This is a genomic window from Streptomyces yamdrokensis (assembly GCF_053890455.1).
On the sequence record NZ_CM132679.1, the window covers coordinates 3,565,045 to 3,584,312 of the forward strand.

Annotated in this window: 18 protein-coding genes and 2 pseudogenes; 4 read left to right on the forward strand and 16 right to left on the reverse strand. The window is 70.5% G+C overall.

Features of this window, described 5'->3' with window-relative positions; genetic code table 11:
• Window positions 1-330: 330 nt before the first annotated feature.
• A complete protein-coding gene (locus ACWZEH_RS15625; protein WP_456199024.1) occupies window positions 331-1,809 on the forward strand; it encodes a PP2C family protein-serine/threonine phosphatase in 1,479 nt (492 codons plus the stop codon).
• A 24-nt stretch (window positions 1,810-1,833) separates the two neighbouring features.
• Here the strand turns inward: ACWZEH_RS15625 and ACWZEH_RS15630 are convergent, their stop codons facing one another.
• The 7 genes and pseudogenes from ACWZEH_RS15630 to ACWZEH_RS15660 form a co-directional block, all read right to left on the reverse strand.
• Window positions 1,834-2,166 carry a DUF2516 family protein gene (locus ACWZEH_RS15630; protein WP_456199026.1) on the reverse strand — a complete coding sequence of 111 codons (333 nt, stop codon included), beginning with the start codon at window positions 2,164-2,166 and terminating at the stop codon, window positions 1,834-1,836.
• Window positions 2,167-2,320: 154 nt separating this feature from the next.
• A complete protein-coding gene (locus ACWZEH_RS15635) occupies window positions 2,321-2,944 on the reverse strand; it encodes a hypothetical protein (RefSeq protein ID WP_456199027.1) in 624 nt (207 codons plus the stop codon).
• Window positions 2,945-3,020: 76 nt separating this feature from the next.
• Window positions 3,021-3,632: a helix-turn-helix domain-containing protein gene (locus ACWZEH_RS15640; RefSeq protein WP_456199029.1), complete on the reverse strand. Its 612-nt coding sequence runs from the start codon at window positions 3,630-3,632 to the stop codon at window positions 3,021-3,023.
• Window positions 3,633-3,828: 196 nt separating this feature from the next.
• Window positions 3,829-3,960 (reverse strand): annotated as a pseudogene (locus ACWZEH_RS15645) (SAM-dependent methyltransferase); the annotation flags it as partial.
• Between the two features lie 184 nt (window positions 3,961-4,144).
• Window positions 4,145-5,515: an MFS transporter gene (locus tag ACWZEH_RS15650; RefSeq protein ID WP_456199031.1), complete on the reverse strand. Its 1,371-nt coding sequence runs from the start codon at window positions 5,513-5,515 to the stop codon at window positions 4,145-4,147.
• Between the two features lie 107 nt (window positions 5,516-5,622).
• Window positions 5,623-6,081 (reverse strand): transposase family protein, encoded by a 459-nt coding sequence (locus tag ACWZEH_RS15655; protein ID WP_456199033.1) that lies wholly within the window; start codon window positions 6,079-6,081, stop codon window positions 5,623-5,625.
• A 53-nt stretch (window positions 6,082-6,134) separates the two neighbouring features.
• A pseudogene (locus tag ACWZEH_RS15660) lies at window positions 6,135-6,353 on the reverse strand (IS701 family transposase); the annotation flags it as partial.
• Between the two features lie 145 nt (window positions 6,354-6,498).
• Between ACWZEH_RS15660 and ACWZEH_RS15665 the strand changes: the two are divergent.
• The gene (locus tag ACWZEH_RS15665; RefSeq protein WP_456199035.1) at window positions 6,499-8,079 is read left to right on the forward strand and encodes an ISL3 family transposase; all 1,581 of its coding nucleotides are present in this window, start codon (window positions 6,499-6,501) and stop codon (window positions 8,077-8,079) included.
• A gap of 134 nt (window positions 8,080-8,213) precedes the next feature.
• Here ACWZEH_RS15665 and rox read toward each other — a convergent pair whose 3' ends face one another.
• The 6 genes from rox to ACWZEH_RS15695 all read right to left on the reverse strand — a co-directional run bounded on the left by rox (window position 8,214) and on the right by ACWZEH_RS15695 (window position 14,926).
• Complete coding sequence (rox, locus tag ACWZEH_RS15670; protein WP_456199036.1) at window positions 8,214-9,668, reverse strand: rifampin monooxygenase; 1,455 nt, start codon at window positions 9,666-9,668, stop codon at window positions 8,214-8,216.
• A 457-nt stretch (window positions 9,669-10,125) separates the two neighbouring features.
• Entirely contained in the window at window positions 10,126-10,389 is a 264-nt protein-coding gene (locus ACWZEH_RS15675) for an ABC transporter permease family protein (protein ID WP_456199037.1), read from the reverse strand.
• 15 nt (window positions 10,390-10,404) lie between these two features.
• Window positions 10,405-12,666 carry a phosphotransferase family protein gene (locus tag ACWZEH_RS15680; RefSeq protein ID WP_456199039.1) on the reverse strand — a complete coding sequence of 754 codons (2,262 nt, stop codon included), beginning with the start codon at window positions 12,664-12,666 and terminating at the stop codon, window positions 10,405-10,407.
• Window positions 12,667-12,907: 241 nt separating this feature from the next.
• On the reverse strand, window positions 12,908-13,093 hold the full coding sequence (locus tag ACWZEH_RS15685; protein ID WP_456199040.1) for a hypothetical protein: 186 nt from the start codon (window positions 13,091-13,093) through the stop codon (window positions 12,908-12,910).
• Between the two features lie 157 nt (window positions 13,094-13,250).
• Window positions 13,251-14,084 (reverse strand): HAD family hydrolase, encoded by an 834-nt coding sequence (locus ACWZEH_RS15690; protein WP_456199041.1) that lies wholly within the window; start codon window positions 14,082-14,084, stop codon window positions 13,251-13,253.
• The gene (locus ACWZEH_RS15695) at window positions 14,033-14,926 is read right to left on the reverse strand and encodes a GntR family transcriptional regulator (RefSeq protein WP_456199043.1); all 894 of its coding nucleotides are present in this window, start codon (window positions 14,924-14,926) and stop codon (window positions 14,033-14,035) included. Before ACWZEH_RS15695 ends, ACWZEH_RS15690 begins: the two co-directional genes overlap by 52 nt.
• A gap of 163 nt (window positions 14,927-15,089) precedes the next feature.
• Between ACWZEH_RS15695 and ACWZEH_RS15700 the strand changes: the two genes are divergently transcribed.
• On the forward strand, window positions 15,090-15,278 hold the full coding sequence (locus ACWZEH_RS15700) for a hypothetical protein (RefSeq protein ID WP_456199045.1): 189 nt from the start codon (window positions 15,090-15,092) through the stop codon (window positions 15,276-15,278).
• 44 nt (window positions 15,279-15,322) lie between these two features.
• Here ACWZEH_RS15700 and ACWZEH_RS15705 read toward each other — a convergent pair whose 3' ends face one another.
• The 3 genes from ACWZEH_RS15705 to ACWZEH_RS15715 all read right to left on the reverse strand — a co-directional run bounded on the left by ACWZEH_RS15705 (window position 15,323) and on the right by ACWZEH_RS15715 (window position 18,655).
• The gene (locus ACWZEH_RS15705; RefSeq protein ID WP_456199046.1) at window positions 15,323-16,261 is read right to left on the reverse strand and encodes a FadR/GntR family transcriptional regulator; all 939 of its coding nucleotides are present in this window, start codon (window positions 16,259-16,261) and stop codon (window positions 15,323-15,325) included.
• Between the two features lie 381 nt (window positions 16,262-16,642).
• The gene (locus ACWZEH_RS15710) at window positions 16,643-17,917 is read right to left on the reverse strand and encodes a GNAT family N-acetyltransferase (protein WP_456199047.1); all 1,275 of its coding nucleotides are present in this window, start codon (window positions 17,915-17,917) and stop codon (window positions 16,643-16,645) included.
• Window positions 17,918-18,016: 99 nt separating this feature from the next.
• Complete coding sequence (locus tag ACWZEH_RS15715; protein ID WP_456199048.1) at window positions 18,017-18,655, reverse strand: RsiG family protein; 639 nt, start codon at window positions 18,653-18,655, stop codon at window positions 18,017-18,019.
• A gap of 177 nt (window positions 18,656-18,832) precedes the next feature.
• Here ACWZEH_RS15715 and dtd point away from each other — a divergent pair, with 177 nt between their 5' ends.
• Window positions 18,833-19,258, forward strand: a complete 426-nt coding sequence (dtd, locus tag ACWZEH_RS15720; protein WP_456199049.1) for a D-aminoacyl-tRNA deacylase — start codon at window positions 18,833-18,835, stop codon at window positions 19,256-19,258.
• Window positions 19,259-19,268: the final 10 nt, after the last annotated feature.

Genomic DNA, 19,268 nt, shown 5'->3' on the forward strand with positions numbered 1-19,268 from the left:
CGCTCGGCCCGCCCCGGCCCGCCCAACACCCCCGTGACCCGCACCGTGTGACCCAGTCCACGCGGCGGGCCCCGCCGAACCCCCGTGGACGTGACGTTCGTCATTCGGGCTGCATCTGCGAGCCCGTCCAAATGCCGCCCATAACGCGGCATATGGCACTGACGGATGGCCGAACGACGTGCTCCACGCCATTCCGCTGCGGCGTCGACACCCGCTATCGTCCCCGCTGGAAAGGGGCACCCCCGCTCGCGGACAGTTCGTGAGCACGGGGACGGGCCGAGATCCCGTGCCCCCACCACGCCCTCGGGGGGAGGGAAGGAACCCGGAACGATGCCCGTACCCATACCGCGGCAGAGAACGCTCCCGGCCGCGGAAAGCGGTCAGGCGCACGCCGCATCCATGAACAGCGGCCCCACCGACGGCACCCCGGCGGCCGGTACCACGGCCCCGCGCCCCACGGAACACACCGCGGACAGCGCCACAGCCCGCACCGACACCGAGAACCACACGGAGAAGGCCAGGACCAGGATCACGCCGGACAGCGCCGAGGCGACCTCGACCGCCCCCACCAACCTCACCCTGCTGCTGATCGAGGACGACCCGGCGGGCTCGCCGATCGTGCCCGCCCTGCTCGACCGGAGCGGCAGGCCGATCCGCGTCCGCACCGCCCGCAACCTCACCGAGGCCGAGCGGCTGCTGACCGACGACGTCCACTGCATCCTGCTGGACCTCGCCCTGCCCGCACCCGGCGGCCGGGCGGCGAACGGAGCCGGCAACGGTGACGGCACCGCCGGCGGTGCGGGAAACGACGAGCTCGCCGTGCTCAAGCACGTGCTGGAGCTCGCGCCCCGGCACGCCGTTCTCGCGCTGACCGCGTCCGGCGACGCCGAGCGGGGCGCCGAGGCGGTACGCGTGGGCGCGCAGGACTACCTCTTCCGCGACGAGCTGGACGGCCGGCTGCTGAGCAGGGCGATCCGGTACGCGGTGGAGCGCAAGCGCTCCGACTCGGCAGAGCGCCGGCTCGCCGAGGGCAGGCTGCACGTCCGGGAGAACCGCCGGCTGGAACGCGGGCTGCTGCCGACGCCGCTGCTGGCCGGCTCCCCGCTCCACTTCGCCGCCCGCTACCGTCCGGGCCGCTCACGCGCCCTGCTCGGCGGTGACTTCTACGATGTCGTCCGCACCCCGGACGGCACCGTGCACGCCATGATCGGCGACGTCTGCGGCCACGGTCCGGACGAGGCGGCCCTCGGCGTGGAGCTGCGGATCGCCTGGCGCGCGCTGACGCTCGCGGGCCTGTGCGGGGACGAGCTGCTGGGCACGCTGCAGCAGGTGCTGGAACACGAGCGCGCGGACGACGAGATCTTCGCGACCCTCTGCGCGGTGGACATCTCCCCCGACGGCCGGGAGGCGGGCCTGTGGCTGGCCGGCCATCCGTCACCGCTGCTCGCCCGCCCGGGACACCCCGCGCGACTGCTGCCGTACGACGACAACGGCCCCGCGCTCGGACTGCTGCCCGGCGCCCACTGGCCGCGTACACAGGTGGAACTGGGTGCCGAGTGGAGCCTGATGCTCTACACCGACGGCCTCATCGAGGGCCGCGTCGGCGACACCGGGGAACGGCTCGGCCAGGACGGCATGGTCGGCATGGTCGACCGCCGGCTCACCGACGGCCTGCGCGGCGAGGAACTGCTCCAGGCGGCCCTCGACGAGGCCCGCGACCTCAACGGCGGCGAGCTGACCGACGACGTGGCGGTACTCCTCCTGGACCGAGTGCCCCAGCCGCAGCCGCAGCCGCAGCCGCAGCCGTGACCGCTGCTCCCCGTACGGTCCGTCCTACCGTCCGCCGTTGTACGGACCGTACGGGCCGTCGCTGCTGGATCCCCTGTGGCTGCGCCCGCCGCCGGAGAGGCCTCGCAGGGCGGGACGGACGTCGACCATGTAGACGATGGTCGCGATCAGCCCGATGATCGGCAGGAACGACAGGATGTTGAAGATCAGGTTCACCACGAAGGCGAGCCCGAGGATGATCAGCCAGAACGGCTTGGTCTTCTTGTCCGCCGCGCGGTAGGCGTCCTCACGGCGGGTGGCCGCGTCGATCAGCGCGAAGCCGCTGAAAACGATCAGGGCCACGCTCAGCAGCCACATGAACCCAGCGAAGCCCTGCATCAGCACAACGTCCACCACCCGATTCGGTTTGTCCTTACGCGGTCCACCGTACCCACAACCGCCGGCCGGCTATCCGTGGAACGGGCCGGACACCACAGGAGTGCCCGGCCCGTTCGGATTCACCCACGGCTCACCGCTGCTGCTCCGCCCGCGCCTACTCGGCGGACGGCGTCGTCTTCTTGGCCGTGGGCTTGCGCACCGGCGCCTTCTTGGCGGCGGGCTTCTTCGTCTCGGCGGACGCGGAGGGAGCCGGGACGGCCTTCTCGCCCCTGGCGTCCTTGTCGTCCGTGACCTCGACGGCCTCGAGCTTCGGCTTGGGCTCGGTCTTCGGCTCGACGGCCACGGCGATGTCCTCGATGCCCTCGGCGGCCTCGCCGCGCCAGGTCCGCACGGTCTGCTCACCGTGCTCGGCGACCTTCTCGTAGGTCTCCCGGGCCCTGACGGCGTACTCGGCGGCGACGCCGACGCCGCGCAGGGCGAGGTCCTGAGCACTCTCGCCGAACTTCTTCAGGTCGGTGTCGAGCGAGCCGAAGAACTCGCCGACCTTGGTCTGGACGGTCTCCTGCGTCTCCTTGACCCTGATGGTCGCCTTCTCCTGGACGGCCTTCGGGTCGGTCTGGCGGACGGCCTCGATGCGCGAAGGAGCCTCGGCGCGGATCTGCTCCACCAGCCCCGGCACCTTCTTGGCCTGCTGCAGAGCGAGGTCGGCGGTGCCGGCGGCGAAGTAGAGGGGGGTCGGGTGGCTGAAGGTCTTGCGCAGGTCGTCGGTGATGGCCATGGTGAGGGTCCTCCCGGATTCGTTTTCGGCTGAGGGTCTGTGTGATCCGCGGCGGCGGCCGGTGCCCTGGTCCGGCTCAGCCGGCCGTCTGCTGCGGATCGGTGTCACTGCCGCCGGCCGTACGGGGGCGGCGCTCGGCGGACGTACCGCCCTTGCGGGTGGAGGGAGCCCGGCGCCCGGCGGACGCGCCGCCACCGCCCTGGCGCCCTCTCCGCATCCCGGCACCACCCACGGAACCGTCCGGAGCCTTTGCGACGTCCGGAACCTCCCGGACCTCGGCCCCCTGAGCGGTGCCGGCAGCACCGGTGCTCCCCGTCGTCTCGCCGTCCTCGGGACCCGCGAACCCGTTCTCCTTGCGGAAGGACTCGTAGATCTGGAGGAGCACCTGCTTCTGACGCTCGGTCAGGGTGAGGTCGGCGAGGATGACGGCCCGTGTCTCCACGTCGTCGCGGTCCCGCTCGGCGTCGAGGATGCCGGCGCGCACGTACAGCGTCTCGGCGGAGATCCGCAGCGCCTTGGCGACCTGCTGGAGCACCTCCGCGCTCGGCTTGCGCAGCCCGCGCTCGATCTGGCTCAGATACGGATTGGACACCCCGGCGGCATCGGCGAGCTGCCGCAGCGACAACTGCGCGTTGCGCCGCTGCTCCCGCAGATACTCACCGAGATTGCCGACGTTGAGTGATGCCATGCCTCCACCCTGCCCCACTCCGCTAACTATTGCAAGCAGCTGCTTGCAATAGTGCGCCACGCCACGCGCGCCCCCCCGTCCACGCACGCGACGGCTGTTGGCCGTTCCCAGTGCTTGTGAGGTTTCCCGCTGGATCTGCTCGGCGAAGTGGTCGAGTCCCGATCAATCTGCGCGGCGAGGTCTCTCGTGGGCTGAGCTACGGACGTCGCGCGACGAAGACGAACTCCTTGCCCGGCCCGTCGGGCGCGTCGCGAACGTCCTCCACCTCACAGCCCTGCGCGATCAGCTCCGCCTCGACCTCCTGCCGCTCACGGAAGCGCAAGGACGCAGCCACTACCGACGGCGGTCCCCCGACGAACCTGCTGGACAGGCCACGAAACCGCACTGGAGTATTAATGGCTTCGGGTGGGCGCCCGGATGTGAGAAGGGCCGGACGACCCCGGAAATCGGGGACCTCCGGCCCTTCTGCCGTCGGAGGAAAGCAGCGGACTGCGGGATGCGCGCGGCAGCCGTCAGGCGTTGAGCTCCTCGAGCGTCCTGCCCTTGGTCTCCACTGCGAAGCAGGCGACGATCGCGCCCACCGCGGCGACGACCGCCAGCTGGATGAAGATGACGTTGAGGCTCGCTCCGGAGGCGATGATCGCGCCGACCGTGATCGGGCCGAGGATCACGCCGAGGCGGTTCCACACACCGCCGAACGCGGCGCCCTTGGCGCGGTTGCGCGTCGGGTACAGCTCCGGCGAGTAGAGGTAGAGCGAGGCGTTGATGACGAAGATGAAGAAGGTGGTGCAGGAGGCGAAGAGCGCGACCTGACCGCCGGAGGTGGCGCCGGCCGCCGCGAGCGCGGCCAGCGCGGCCGTGGTGCCGATCAGCGCGGTGAGCAGCAGCGGCTTGCGGCCGATGCGGTCGACCACCAGCGCGGCGATCAGCGTGCCCAGCAGACCGGTGGTGTTGCTGATCAGGGAGTAGATCAGCGCGGTGGCGAGGTCCAGCCCGAACTGCTTGGTGTAGAGCGACGGCAGCCAGGTGATGATGCCGTGGTTCACGTAGTAGGCCACGAACCACATGGTTGACAGGATGACGGTGCGGCGCAGGTAGCGGCCCTGGAAGATCTCGCGCAGGCGGCCGCGGGACTCCTCGGCCGGGATGTCCAGGGAGGGCTTGGGCAGCGGCTCCTTGGCCGAGGCCTGGACCTCGGTCTCGATCTTGGTGATGACCTCCTCGGCTTCCTCCAGGCGTCCCTGGGAGGCCAGCCAGCGCGGCGACTCGGGCACCTTGCGGACCAAAAACAGGGCCAGCAGCACCGGCAGGCCGCCGATCAGGAACATCGCCTGCCAGCCGAGGTTGGGGACGACCCAGACGGCGGTCAGGGAGGCCGCCGAGAGACCGGCGGGGAAGATCAACTCGTAGAGCAGCACCAGCTTGCCGCGGTTGTCGGAGCGGGCGATCTCGTTGATGTAGGTGGCGGCGATGGGCACCACGCCGCCGATGCCGATGCCCTGGACGAAGCGGAAGCCGGCGAACATCTCGATGTTGGCGGAGCAGGCCACCGCGATGCTGGCGAGGCCGGTGATCAGCACGCCGAGGGCGACGGTGCGCACCCGGCCGATCTTGTCGCCGAGCCAGCCGGCGCCGAACGCGCCGAACAGCATGCCGACCGAGGCGGCGGTGACGGCGAAGGTCGCCTGACCGGTGGAGAGGTTCCACCGCTCGGTCAGGACGGGCAGTGCGGAGGCGGCGAGCAGCAAGTCAAACCCCTCGAAGAAGGTGACAGCGCCGATCAGGAAGCGGACCTTGACGTGCCACCGCGAGTGCGGCAGCCGTTCGAGTCTCGCGGCGATGGAGCCCAAGCCCAGGCTTTTTTCTGTGGCCACGGTCGACATGGGAATCCTTCCGCCTGCAGTGCGGGAGTCAGCAGAGTTGCCGCGACCCCAACGAGCTCGTGCATGGTTGGCATTGGCGCGTCGAGGGGTGTGAACCGGCCCGGTGTTCACACTCGTTCATCGATCGCGAGGGTGATCGTCTGTTGGTGAGAGAGCAGTGCGGCGACAGCTTGGATGGTGTCACTCATGTGCTCACGTCGACCGTGGTGGCGGGCGAGGGCTCTCCAGTTCTTCAGGTGGGCGATGCCGTGCTCGACACGGATGCGGCGTGCGGAATGGGCCTTGCGCCGTTGCTCATGAATCTCCTCGTACCACTGGGGAGCGTTCTTCTTGAACTTGCGGTGGGGCGGGGTCACCACGCGGCCGCCGGTCTGGGCACCCAGGCCCTGGTAGTCGGCATCCGCGAGGATCTCCACCACGGGGCCCTCGGACAGGAGTCCGATCCGGTGATCTGTCGACTGCGGATGATCGCTGCACGCGTCCGGTTCCCCACCACACAGACCATGATCGACGATCAAGGTCTCGACGCGCCAATGCCAACCATGCACGAGCTCGTTAGGTGGCATTGCCTAATACTCCAGTGCGGTTTCGTGGCCTGTCCAGCAGGTTCGTCGGGGGACCGCCGTCGGTAGTGGCTGCGTCGGGCTGTTGCCTGGTGGCGTCTGCGCCAGGTGGACCAGTGCCGCAGTCTGGCTGTGGTCACGGCCGGTGGGTTGAATACGGCGGCGAACAGGTGGCGGATCTCCGGGACGGTCAGGGAGATCGGGTCGCTGCTGCGGGCCGGGTGGTGTCGATCGGCGGGCCGGTCGGGGGCCGTGCCGGCGGCGACGGCGGTCAAGGCTGGGCACGTTGGTCCGTACGCAACCGGGGAGAAAAGTGGCCCTGGCAAGATTTCCGTGAAGCCGAGGTGTGCAACCGTGCGCCGGTGACGCTCCGTAACGGATGGTGGCACTGTCGGCGAGTGTGATGACCTCGTACGGATCATGTCTCCGCACCTGGACGTGGTGCGGGTGGAACGAGTGTGGGTGGCGGGCGGTGTGGTTCGCGTTGCGGCCTGCACCCGGGAGTTGACGGTGGCGTGTCCAGACTGCGGTCGTGGTTCTGCGCGGGTGCACAGTCGCTATGACCGCATGCTGTCCGATGTCTCTGTCGGTGGGCGCCCGGTGTTGATCGGGCTGTCCGTGCGGCGGTTGTTCTGTGACAGCCCGAACTGCGGCCGACGGACGTTCGCTGAGCAGATCGCCGGGCTGACGGCGCGCTATCAGCGCCGCAGCCCGCTCCTGCAGCACCTGGTGGAGACGGCCGGGGTACTGCTCGCCGGCCGCGGCGGCACCCGGCTCCTGCAGATCCTGAAGGTGCCGCTGTCGCGGACCAGCGTGCTCTTCCACCTGATGCGTTTGCCGCTTCCGCCGGCAGCGATTCCACAGGTGCTGGGCGTGGACGACTTCGCGCTGTACGCAGACGTCTACGGAACCCTGCTGGTGGACGCCGAGACCAGGCTGCCGATCGAGCTGTGGGCCGGGCGCGACTCCGAGCAGCTGGCAGCCTGGCTGCGCGCGCACCCCGGTGTTGAGGTGGTCTGCCGGGACGGCTCGCTGGTCTACCGTCAGGGCATCACCGACGGCGCCCCTGACGCGGTGCAGGCCAGCGATCGTTTCCATCTGTGGCAAGGGCTGTCGAAGCGGGTCGGGGATGTCGCCGCCACGCACCGAGGCTGCCTGCCTGCCGCAGTACTCGAGCCCGAACCGGCACCGCCACCAGCAAACCGAGCTGGCCCTTGCGACCAGGTTGACACCCCAGCCCGCCGCCACGCGAAGCGGCTGTTCGAGGCGGTCCACGCGGTGACCGGCACCGGCTGCTCGCTCAGCGCCGCAGCCCGCGAGCTGGGCCTGAACCGGCGTACCGTGGCCAAGTACGCCCGAGCCGCCACTTGGCAGGAATGCGTACGCCGCACCCGACCCCGCCGCACCAGCAGCCTCGATCCATACCTGGAGTACCTGCGGCAGCGGTGGGAGGAAGGCGAGCACACGGCAACGGTGCTCCACCAGGAGATCGCCGCCAAGGGCTACCGCGGCCACTACCAACGGGTCAAGACGGCCATCGCACCGCTACGTCGCGGCCTGCCGATCGACACCCCACACGAACGGCCGCCCTCGCCCCGCGAAGTCGCCCGCTGGATCACCACCACGCCATCCCGCCGCAGCTTGCACGCAGCCGACTCACTCGAGCGACTGTTCCAGCACTGTCCGGAACTGAAGCGCACCCACGACCTGGTGCGACAGTTCGCCGCCATGCTCGACGCCCGCGACGCCGCCCCGCTGCCGCACTGGCTCGAGCAACTCACCACCGCCCGCCTTCCGGCCCTGGCCAGCCTGGCCAAAGCCATCCGCGAGGACCAGCCCGCAGTCATGCAGGGCATCACCACCCCGTTCAACTCCGGCGTCAACGAAGGCCGCATCACCGACCTGAAGCTCCAGAAACGGATCATGGCCGGACGCGCGGGGGTCCCACTGCTCCGCCACCGCGTCATCCTCATAGCCCTGCTCCGACACCACTACGGGTGACGGAGCGTCACCGGCGCACGGTTGCACACCTCGGCTTCACGGAAATCTTGCCAGGGCCGGACGGACCTGTACGCCGACAGCGGCGGGCGGAGGGTCCGCGAAGCCGGCGGGGACGAGAAGCCCCGGCCGGTCGCCTACCTGCCGCCGGCGGCGCCGAACCACCGGGGCAGGTGGCGGAGCAGGCCCTCCTGGTCGTCGCCGACCCACGCCACGTGTCCGTCCGGCCGCAGCAGGACCGCGGGTACGCCGTCCAGTTCCCCGCTGACGTCGACGACGTGGTCGACCCGGTCCGCCCAGCCCCGCACCGAGAGCAGGCCGCCGGTCTGGTCGAGCAGCAGTCCGCGGCCGGCGTGCATCAGCTCGTACAGGCGTCCCCGCTTCAACTCCACGTCCCGCAGCCGTCGGCCGAGCAGCTCGTGTTCCTCCCCAAAATCGTGGCCGACGTCGTAGCGGATCCCGATCGCGGTGATCTTCTCGATCAGGTACCGGTTCACGTTCTCGAAGTCCATCAGCTCCGTCAGCAGCCTGCGCACCGACCGGGGGCCCGGCTCGTGGGACAGCAGGAGCGTCTGCGCGCGGGTGCCGTCCAGCACGTCGGCGGCCACCGGGCGCCGTTCGGCCTCGTAACTGTCCAGCAGCCCTTCCGGTGCCCGGCCGCCCACCTCGGCGGCGAGTTTCCAGCCGAGGTTGAAGGCGTCCTGGATGCCGAGGTTGAGGCCCTGACCGCCGGTCGGCGGGTGGATGTGCGCCGCGTCGCCGGCCAGCAGCACCCGGCCGGCCCGGTAGCGCTCGGCGAGGCGGGTCGCGTCACCGAAGCGGGAGATCCGGCGTGGCGAGTGCACGCCGAAGTCGGTGCCGGCGTACGCCCGCAGCTGCTGCTTGAGTTCCTCGAGCGTCGGCGGGACCGTACGGTCCTCGGCCACGCCCTCGGCGGGCACGATGACGCGGTACACCCCACCCCCCTCGGGGATGACGCCGAACCGGAACTGGGTCCTGCGGACCTCGGCCACCACGGCGGCCAGCGTTTCCGGCGCCACGTCCAGCTCCACCTCGCCGAGCAGCGTCTCGACCCTGCTCGGCTCGCCGGGGAAGCCGACGCCGAGCAGCTTGCGCACGGTGCTGCGGCCGCCGTCGCAGCCGACGAGATAGCGCGAGCGCAGCCGCGTGCCTCCCCCACCGGCCAGTTCGACACTCACCCCGTCCTCGTCCTGGCTCAGCCCGACCAGTTCGCAGCCGCGCCGGATCTCGGTACCGAGCCCGACGGCGTGCTCGGTCAACAGGCGTTCGGTGACCGGCTGCGGAATGCCGAGGACGTACGAATGCGCGGTGTCCAGCCGTTCGGGCCACCCCTTGTCGATGCCGGCGAAGAAACCGCCGACCGCGTACTTCTTGCCCTCCGCGAGGAACCGCCCCAGCAGACCGCGCTGGTCCATCACCTCGACACTGCGCGCGTGCAGCCCGAGCGCACGGGCGTGCCCTGTCGGCTCGGCCTCCTTCTCCAGCACGACCACCCGCACACCCCGCAGCCGCAGTTCGGCGGCCAGCATCAGCCCGGTCGGCCCACCGCCGGCCACGATCACGTCAATCATGAAAACCCCCACCCGGACGAACGATGTCTGATGCCGGATACCGCGCGGACCGCACCGCACGGACCGCACCGCGCGCGGCACCGACGGTCCGACGCCCCGCGCGAGGCGCATACCTTGACAACGGCGCACGCATTTCGCGAATCGCCGATTTACGCAGGTTCCGGCCCAGGGCGACGATTCTGCGGCACGACCGGGGCCTTGCCGCAAGCCCCCCGGTGCGCTATACGTTGAGAAGGGCAAGGAGACGGATACTCTCCTTGCCTTTGTCGTCTGTCGTCTCGTCCTCCCATGCCTCCCAGGGCCTTCGCCCGACCTGCCGGCCTGCCGGCCCGAACCGGGGCGGACGGGGGCGGACGGGACGCTACGACCCCCGGTACAGCCGCTTCGGCTCGCCCGGCGGGCGGGGAGCGCGCCGCCGGATCCGGGGCCGCGCCCTCCCGTCACCCGGCCGGGGCCCTCAGCCCTTGACCGCGCCCGAGGTGAGGCCCCGGACGATGTGGCGGCTGGCGAAGGCGAAGGCGAGCATGGTGGGGAGGATGGTGAGGACGGCCGCCGCGGACATCGAGCCCCAGTCGATGTTGAAGCTGGAGATGAAGCCGTTGAGCGCCGTCGGGACCGTCTTGTTGGCCTCGCTGTTCATCAGCGTCACCGAGAGGAACAGCTCGTTCCAGCAGTTGACGAAGTTGAGGATGAACGCGGCCACGATCCCGGGGCGCATCACCGGCAGCAGGACCCCTCACGGACGACGCGGAAGCCGACGGGAAGGACGGCACCGCCGCCTGACGACACGGGTCGGCGCCGGCTCCGCCCGCACCAGGGCCCGGGCAAGACGGGAATTGGCGGTGGCACGGGTCGGCAGGCCGAGCGAACCGGTGGCCACTGCCAGAGTCATCGTGTACGAGTCCACCGCCCGCTGGACGTTGGGAGCGTCCAGGCTCGCCCCGGTCACGATGCGGTCGAGGTCGATGTAGGCGGAGCGCACGATTTCCAGCAGGCGGTACACCTGCCAGTCCTTCCGCCAGTCACGGGTGTGTTCGGACGGCAGCCGGTGTTCCCAGCGGCGGAACATCCGGTCCCGGATCTCGGGGCGGGTGGGCGTCAGGTGCATATGGCGCACCAGGTCGTGGAGAGGATCGCCGACCAGGGCCATCTCCCAGTCGATGATGGTCAGCGCGAGGGCGTCGTCCCTGCGCACCAGGTTCCACGGGTTGAGATCGCCGTGCAGCAGGGAGGGACTCCGGTCGCTGACGGTGTGGCGGGACAGGATCTGGTCGAGGCGGTCGGCGTCCGGCAGCCCGAGGTGCCGCGCCAGGCGTTGCGACCTCTCGGGAAGTTCGGCCACCAGCAGGACCAGGTGGTCCTTGAGCCGGCGGTGGAAACCCCTCGCACCCGCCAGCGGATCGAGTTGTCCGTAGTCCACCCGTGTCAGGGCGCGGAGCTGGTCCACGAGACCATCCGCTTCGTGCGGCAGCAGGCCGTTGACCGGGTGGTTCGGGGGGCGGCCGGTGTCGTCCGGCCCCACGTAGGTGTGGATGGCGAAAGGGTCCTCCGGGTAGCTGACGCCCAGCGCCAGGGCCCTGGGTGCGGCCACGGGGACGAACGCCTCCTCGATGGCCCGCAGCACGGCATGCTCGCTGAGGACGCTGCGTTCCCTCCGGCATTCCTCGGGCAGCTTCCGCCGGACGACCACCGGACGGTCGAAACCCGACACGCGCACCACCGAGTTGAGGTGCGCGGTCCCCTTGAACACCCGGCTCGCCGGAGCCGCTCCCTCGAGCGCCAGCGCGTCGCGCACCGCGGACTCTGGAAAGTCCACCGGCTGCTCCAGGCGCCGGTCCGGTTGCCAGGAGAAGGCTCTCGCCATCAGGCTGCGGCCGGCACCGCTCCCACCGGCGCGGGCCGCCAGCCAGCGGAACAGCGCCCGTTCGATCTCCCCCTCCCCCGGCACACTCCGGAGCCGCAGCGGCTCGGCCGCCGCCTCCAGCGCCCTGCGCACCTCCGCCGTCGCCCCGTCCAGTCTGTTCCGGGTGAACGACTCCCCGAGGGACCGCGCCGCCCTCATCACGTCGGGATACACGGACTGGGCGCGCTCGAAGGCCAGGTAGTGGCGCAGGTCCTTCCCCAGGCCGTTGACGGCGGCCGGACGGACCTCCCGCATGGCGTCCGCCCAGGCGTCCACCACTTCGGAGAACTGGTGTGCCGGGTACCGCATCCGCACCAGATGGATCGCCAGGTCGTGCAGCGGATCGCCGTAGGTCGCCAGTTCCCAGTCCACGCAGACGGGCGGCCGGTCACCGGCGTACGGCAGGATCAGATTGTCGCGGTGCAGGTCGGCGTGGAGCAGGCCGAACGGTCGCCGCGCCATGACGGGGACCCGCTCGGCCAGTCCGAGCAGAGCGTCCCCGGGAATGCCCAGGGCCGCGAACAGCCCGCCGAACGAGGACCAGTTGGGCTCTCTGATCTGCTGGTCCGAGAGACGCGTCAGTGTGCGCAGAAAGCCCTGGCTGTCCGTGTTGCTGCGGGGCCAGGCGGGCGGCAGCGGAGGGAGACCGCTGCGTCGTACCAGAGCCGTACGGGCCAGGAGCCGGGCCAGCTCCCGGACGAGCAGGGAGTCGACGGGCTTGCCGTTCCCACAGACGCTGGAGAGCGGGACTCCTTCCACATAGCTGTGGATCGCGAAGCCGTCTCCCCTGGCCAGAACCTCCGGCACGTACGGCAGGGTCCCCTTGACGGCGCTGAGGATCTCCTGTTCGTTGCGCCACGTCCTGATCACCACCGGCAGTACCTCGGGGCGCCGGATCCGTACGGTCACGGAGGTGCCGGTCTCACGGCCCAGCGGTTTCGCCATGGCCGGTGTGACCGGTACGACGTAGTTCCGGTTGTGATGGCCGCTGATCGCCTGCCCCGTCCGCTCGGCCAGGTCGACGAAGGAGCGGTATCCCGGAAAGGACGCGGGACGTTCCCCGAGGTCGGGACGGGGAAGGGGAGGTGCGCCCACTGACCACTCCGATGGTGCGAGGGGAGTCACGACATGGCAAACGGTAGGCACGAGGCCGGTGTCACGCACGATGAGCGCCCGCGACGGAGTAGCGCGCCCGGCGCACAGGTGGGTGGCACCGTGCTGCGTGAGGGCCGCGCGGGCTTGTTCGAGACTGGCTCGTCAGCCTCTTGACACGAACGCCGAGGAGGGTTTGCTCAGCCGGTGCGGGCATGCTACAGGAAGGCGCCCCGAGTCCCGCTCACACATCGGTGGAGAGCGGATTCCACACCGAGTCGAACCACTGCCGCATGCTGTCGGCGAAGACCGGTCCCGAAGACGTCGGGGACGCGTCCTTCACGTGGTGGGTGAGCGCGGCGCCGAGGCCCAGGACGTCCAATGCCATGATCACCTCTTCGGCCGCCGGCTCCATCGGCCGTTCGATCACCTCGTACATCCCGTGCAGGGCCTCGACGGCGTTGAACAGGTAGAGCTTGAACGTGGGGGCCGGCGGTGTGTGACGGATCCGCAGTCGGCATGTGGGCGCGGGCCCGGCGGGACGGTCTTGCCGTGGGGGCCGCCGTGTTCCTGGCCCTGCTGATGGTTCAGGCCTGGGACGCGGTGCGGATCAGGGTGAGGACGGGTTCCAGCGAGGGCAGGATCACGGTGGCGCCGGCGGCCCGCAGGATCTTTCCCTTCGCCTCGTTGCGGGCGTAGCCGAGGAAGGGCACGCCCGCCGCTCTGGCGGCGTGGAGGTCGGAGGGGGTGTCGCCGATCATCAGGGCGGAGCTCGGGGCCGCACCCACGGCGTTCAGGGCCCGGTTGAGGCAGTGGGGGTCCGGCTTGAGCCGGCTCAGCTGCTGGGCGCGGCCGTAGACGTGGGGAGCGAAGCAGCCGAGGAGGCCTCGGCCGGCGAGGTACTCGCGGACCACTCGGGGGGAGTTGTTCGTCGCTATGGCCAGCCGGGAGCCCACCGCGGTCCAGGTGCGGATCAGCGGGTCGGCGTAGGGGGTGGGCCAGGCCGAGGAGGCGGCCAGCATCTCCTCCTGGGTGAGCCGCGCCTCCAGTTCGTCCACCAGGTCGCTGCCCGGGTGTCTGCGGTCGACGGCGCGGAGCACCACGTGCGGGTCCAGGGAGTCGCGTTCGGGCTCCGTCAGCAGCCCGTGCAGGCCCCGGCCCTCCAGCCACTCGACGAGCTCCCTCGCCACCCGCTCCGCCGAGTGCCCCGCGAACAGGCGGCAGACGGGACCGTCGAAGTCCCACAGCACGACGCGGGCGCCCCTGATCAGGTCTCCCAGCGCATTCGGTTCGTCCGGATCTCTGGGATCCTTCCGGTCGTCCTCGGTCCCGTGTGCCACCGGTTCGGTCCGCATCGCATCAGAAGTCACTAGGAGAGTGTCAGGTCCGTTGTGATGGTTTCCCAGAGGGCGTCGAACCACTTCTGGGATTCCTCCACGAACGCCTGGTCCCGCCGGCCGGCCTGCTTGGTGAAGGAGAAGAGCAGGGACTGGGAGCCGAGGGCGTCGTACATGTCCAGGATCTGGGTGCCCCACTCCTCCTCGCGTCTGGCCAGCAGGTAGTAACCGAGCAGCGCCTCCTGTCCGTTGAGCAGGTAGAGCTTCATCGGCGGGGTGAAGGGAAGGGCCCGGAACCTGACGTGGACGTCGATGCCGTGGGTGTGGCGGACGGACTGCAGGTTGTGCTGGAGCACCTGGGCCTGGGCGTTGCGCATCTGCAGCCACCGCTCGTGCACCGGATCGGCGTCGGCGTCGGCGTCGGCGTCGGCGTCGGCGACCAGGACGGGGAAGGCCAGGTTGATGGTCCGGGACGGCAGGAGGACGCGGAACTCGATCGACTCGGGACGGAGCCTGCCCTCGTGGATCAGCCGGACGGGTTCACCGACGGCGACCATCAGCGTCTCGGACGTGTGGGACACGACGTCGATACGGACGTGCGCCGCGTGGAAGGCGTCGGTGAGGCGGGGGGCGAGGCCCACCATGGTCGGCTGGGGCTCGCCGGACGCCGGGGCCGGTTCGGCGATCCTGGGCGGGCTGCCCTTGCTGACGTTGCTCAGCAGGCCGTCGTCGGCGAGGACGCGCAGTGCCTGGCGGACGACGCCGCGTTCCACACCGAACTCCTCGGCGAGTTCGGCCTGGGTGGGCAGGCGTTCGCCGGCCCTGAGCTCCCCGGCGCGGATACGTTCGCGCAGGATGTCGGCGATCTGCTGGGGCGATTTCCTGCTGTTGCCGTTCACTGCGACGTTCTCCTGGGTCACGACCAAACGCTACAACTCTGATTTATCCATGGGGAGTTGTTTGAAAGTTGTTTACAAGTACCCACCAAGTGGGGACAACCTAGCTAGAGTTGGTTGCCAACTTGACCGAGTTGGCGGAGGTTTCGCTTCCGTCGACAGGGAAGCACGAAGTAGCACGAAGGGGGAAATCGTGCCAGTCCTCGCTCTCATCTCCGCGGTCCTCGTCGTCACCCTCGAGCAGTACGTCGAATGGAAGTACGGCATCGCCGGCATCATCGGTCTGCTGCTGCTCACCGTCGGCATCAAGGCCAACAGCCCGGGCGTCAGCTCCGCCGGGGCCGTCCTGCTCGCGCTGCTGGTGGCGCGGCCCGCACTCTGATCCCACCGCACCTGCCGAGCCCCCGCCCATGGGGGCGGGGGACGTCAGCTCGTGAGCAGCAGCTCCGAACTGATCGTCTCCCACAACGCGTCGAACCACAGCCGGGACTGCGCCACGAAGGCGCTGTCCCGCATCCCGGCGTCCTGCCCGAACGTGAACAGCGTGGAGCGGGTGCCCTGCGCGTCGTACGTCTGGACGTTCTCCCGGTCGATCTGCGCCTCGCTGCGGGACAGCGTGTAGTAGGCGAACAGCGCCTCCGCGCCGTTGAGCAGGTACAGCTTCACCGGCGGGGTGAAGGGCAGAGCCCGGAAGGAGACCCGCACGTCGATGCCGTGGGTGGCGCGCAGGGCGAGCAGACTGTGCCGGAGCACCTGCCCCTGGGCGTTGCGCATCGACAGCCACCGCTCGTGCACGGGATCGTCGCCACGGCCGCCACGGCGGCTGCCGCCCCGGTCGCCGTCCGGGTCCTGGACCGCCACCGGGAAGGCGAGGTCGATGTTCCTGCCGGGCAGCAGGACGCGGACGTCGACCTTGGCCGGTTTCATCCGTCCGGCATGGATCCGGCGCAGCGGTTCACCGATGGCGAGGGTGAGGGACACCGCGGTCAGGCAGACGGCGTCGATCTCGACGTGCTCGGCCTCGAAGGCCGCGGCGATACGGGGCGCGAGGACCGCCGTGGTGGGCTGGGGCAGCGCTTCCGGGCCGGTCGGCGCGCCGCCGGGGCGGTCGGCGACGGTCGCCGGAGCACCCTTGGCGACGTTGGTGAGCAACTGCTCGGACTGCAGGATGCGCAGCGCCTGGCGTACGGCGCCGCGCTCGACGCCGAACTCGTCCGCGAGCTTCGCCTGAGTGGGCATGCGCTGGCCGGGTCGCAGCTCTCCGGACCTGATCCGGGCGCGCAACTCGTCGGCCACCTCGCGATGTGTCCTCTGTGACCGCTGTGGCCTCTTCCGTCCATTGACGGGGGCGTATTCCGGGTCCACACCGAAACCCTACAACTTCTCGCCATCTTTCGTCAGTTCAGCGAAAGGTGGTTATGAGCCGCATCCAAGCGGAGATAAGTGAAGAGAAGTTGGTCGCCAACTTGAGCAACATGGTCGATCTCTCAGGAGGTTGGCCATCACGGTGACAGTGGGGGCCACTCCTCGAGCCGCCGACCGGGCTTCCCTTCCGGAGGGGAGCCGGGAACCCGGTCGGTCAGCACCACCACAACCACAACTGAACAGCAAGAACCGCGAGAACAGCTACGGATGGCACGAGGACGGCTACAGCTACGGGTGCACCGGCACCCGCCGGACGAGAGGGAGGAGGAAGGGAGGAGAGGAAGCACCGCCGAGGGAGCGCGGCAGCGGCAGCGGCAGCGCTCAGAATATGTCCGGGCACCACGGTCGCCTGGACGTACGCAGCAGGGCGTCGGCCTCACGGGCGGCGCCCGCTCGTTCTTCCCGGACCCGGCCCAGCGCCGCCAGCCGCACCGCCGACTCGTCACCCAGCCACAGCGGCGCCAACTCGGCGACGTCCAGGGCCAGATCGGCGTCGTCGGTGGTCGCCGCACAGGTCCCGGTGCCGTCCTTCGACGCCTGGAGCCGGTAGCGCCCGCCGGCCAGCCCCGCACCGTCGGCCACCTCCAGCACCAGCGACCCGGCCGCCTCGTACGTCCGGGCCTCCAGCGCCCGTACGACGTCCAGGACCCGCACCCACAGCCAGTCCGCCTGCGTCGTCACGGCGGCGGCGCGCGGGTCCGGCAGGAGGAGCGGGAGCAGGTCGTCCGGGGCCCGCCAGCCGCTCTTCACCTTCACGACCCAGTCGATCGAGCACAGGTAGCGCCACAGGGCCCGCTCCGCGGCCGGGCTCACCGCGAGCAGCCAGTCCACCCGCACCGTGTTCAACGGCTGCTTGGAGTCGCCCCACGTGTCGTCCGCCGTGTAGGAGGCCATGCCCTCGACCTCGCCGCCCGCCGAGCGGTACACGGCGAAGAAGGGCTCGTTCCACGTCGGGTGGAAGCGCACGGCGCCGGTGGCGGTCTTCCACCACGCATCGGTCCGGCTGACCGCGCCCGGCTGGAGCGCGCGCAGCCGCTCGTGCAGGTCCGGGCCGAGCTTGCGTACGTCCTCCGCGTCCACGAGGTCGACCCGTCCGCCGTCCTCCGGGTGGGACAGGCGCGGGTCGAGACCGGCGCGCGGGACGTCGACGGTCCACTCGGTGGACCAGGTGGCGGGACCGAAGCCGTAGCGGCCGTAGATCGGGTACTCGGCGGCGATGAGGGTCGCGACGACGTCCCCGCGCGCCTTCGCGGCGGCGAGGTCCTGCGCCATCATGCGGGTGAGCAGACCGCGCCGGCGGTGCGTGGGGGTCACACTGACGTTCGTGATCGCGTCGGCGGGCACGACTGCCCCGCCGACCGCGGTGATCTCCTGCGCGAACGAACGGAACGTCGCGACACAGCGGCCGCCGTCGAAGGCCCCCAGCGACCGGCCCGGCGTGAAATTCAGGCGGCGCCGCGCGTCGAGGTTCTCCTCGCAAGAGGTGGGCTCCCGCAGGAACCCGGTGTTCAGGGCCCGGTTCCAGTCGGCGAACTCGGTCTTTGTGATCGGGCGTACGTCGATGTCGGTGCGGGGTGTTTTGTCGCTGGGGGTCATGCCTTCACGGTAGGTCGGCCCCGGAGGAGGTGTCGCGCGCTTTTCCGACCGCCCACGGCCCGGCCACCGCGTGCGGGCCGCCCGGCACCCCGCCCCGCCTCACACCAGCAGGTCGTCGACCCGGGCCTCCCCCTCGCGGTACCGGCGCGTGATCTCCGCGCTGCAGCCGTCGGCGGTGCGCTGCAGGCCCTGCCGGTTTCGGGACACCTGCTGCTCGCAGCGCACCAGCCGCCCCATCGCGGCGATCAGCTCCCCGTCCGTACGCGCGTCCAGGTCCGAGAGCTCGACCTCGGCGAGCATCTCCGCCGCCAGCCGCCGGTACCGCTCGCTCTGCGGCGTCCCCAGCGTCACATGGCGGGCGGACGAACGCTGGCGGGCCGGGGTGTCCCGCAGGATCTCCGCGAGCCGCTCCACCACGGACGTCCCGCCCGGCACGGCGACCGAGGCCGCGCCCACCGGTGCACGCCGGGCCAGCTCCGCCCGCAGGATGTCGATCCGCCCCTGGAGCAGCCGCCGCACGTAGCTGAGGTCGGCCTCGTCGCGCTGGGCGTCGCGGCGCAGGGTGCGCAGCTCGGGCAGGCTGCGGACGGCCAGGGCGGGCTCGGGGCCCGGGTGTTCACCGGGCAGCGCCGGGCTGTCGGTGCGCTGTGCGGGCGGGCGGTGGAACTCGCGTTCCCCCGCCCCCGTCCGGGCCGACGAGACGGGCCCGGACTGCTGCCCGGTTCCTGGTGTGCTCATGTGCCTCAACCGTCCCCTCGACCGGTGTGTGTCAGCATCGTGCCACCCCTGGTGGCCGCTGTGTGACCGAGTGCCCACGATCCGCCCCGGATGGGGGCCAATGAGTAAAAATAGCCCGCCCGGGGCCCCGCGTGGACCACCGTCGGCCATCCGTTCGCCGACCGGCATGATGGACGTATGCGTGCAGTGGTGCAGAGGGTGGACGGCGCGAGCGTCGTCGTGGACGGCGAGACGGTGGGGGCGATCGAGGGCGAGGGGCTGTGCGTCCTGGTCGGCGTCACCCATGAGGACACCAAGGAGAAGGCGGCGCAGCTCGCCCGCAAGCTCTGGTCGGTGCGGATGCTCCAGGACGAGAAGTCGTGCAGCGACCTCGACGCCCCCCTCCTGGTGATCAGCCAGTTCACCCTTTACGGCGACGCCCGCAAGGGCCGCCGCCCCACCTGGAACGCCGCCGCCCCCGGGGACGTCGCCGAACCGCTGGTGGACGAGGTGGTCGCCCAGCTGCGTTCGCTGGGCGCGACGGTGGCGACGGGCCGCTTCGGCGCGCGGATGCGGGTCTCGCTGACCAACGACGGCCCGTTCACCGTCCTCCTCGAGATCTGATCCACGTCGT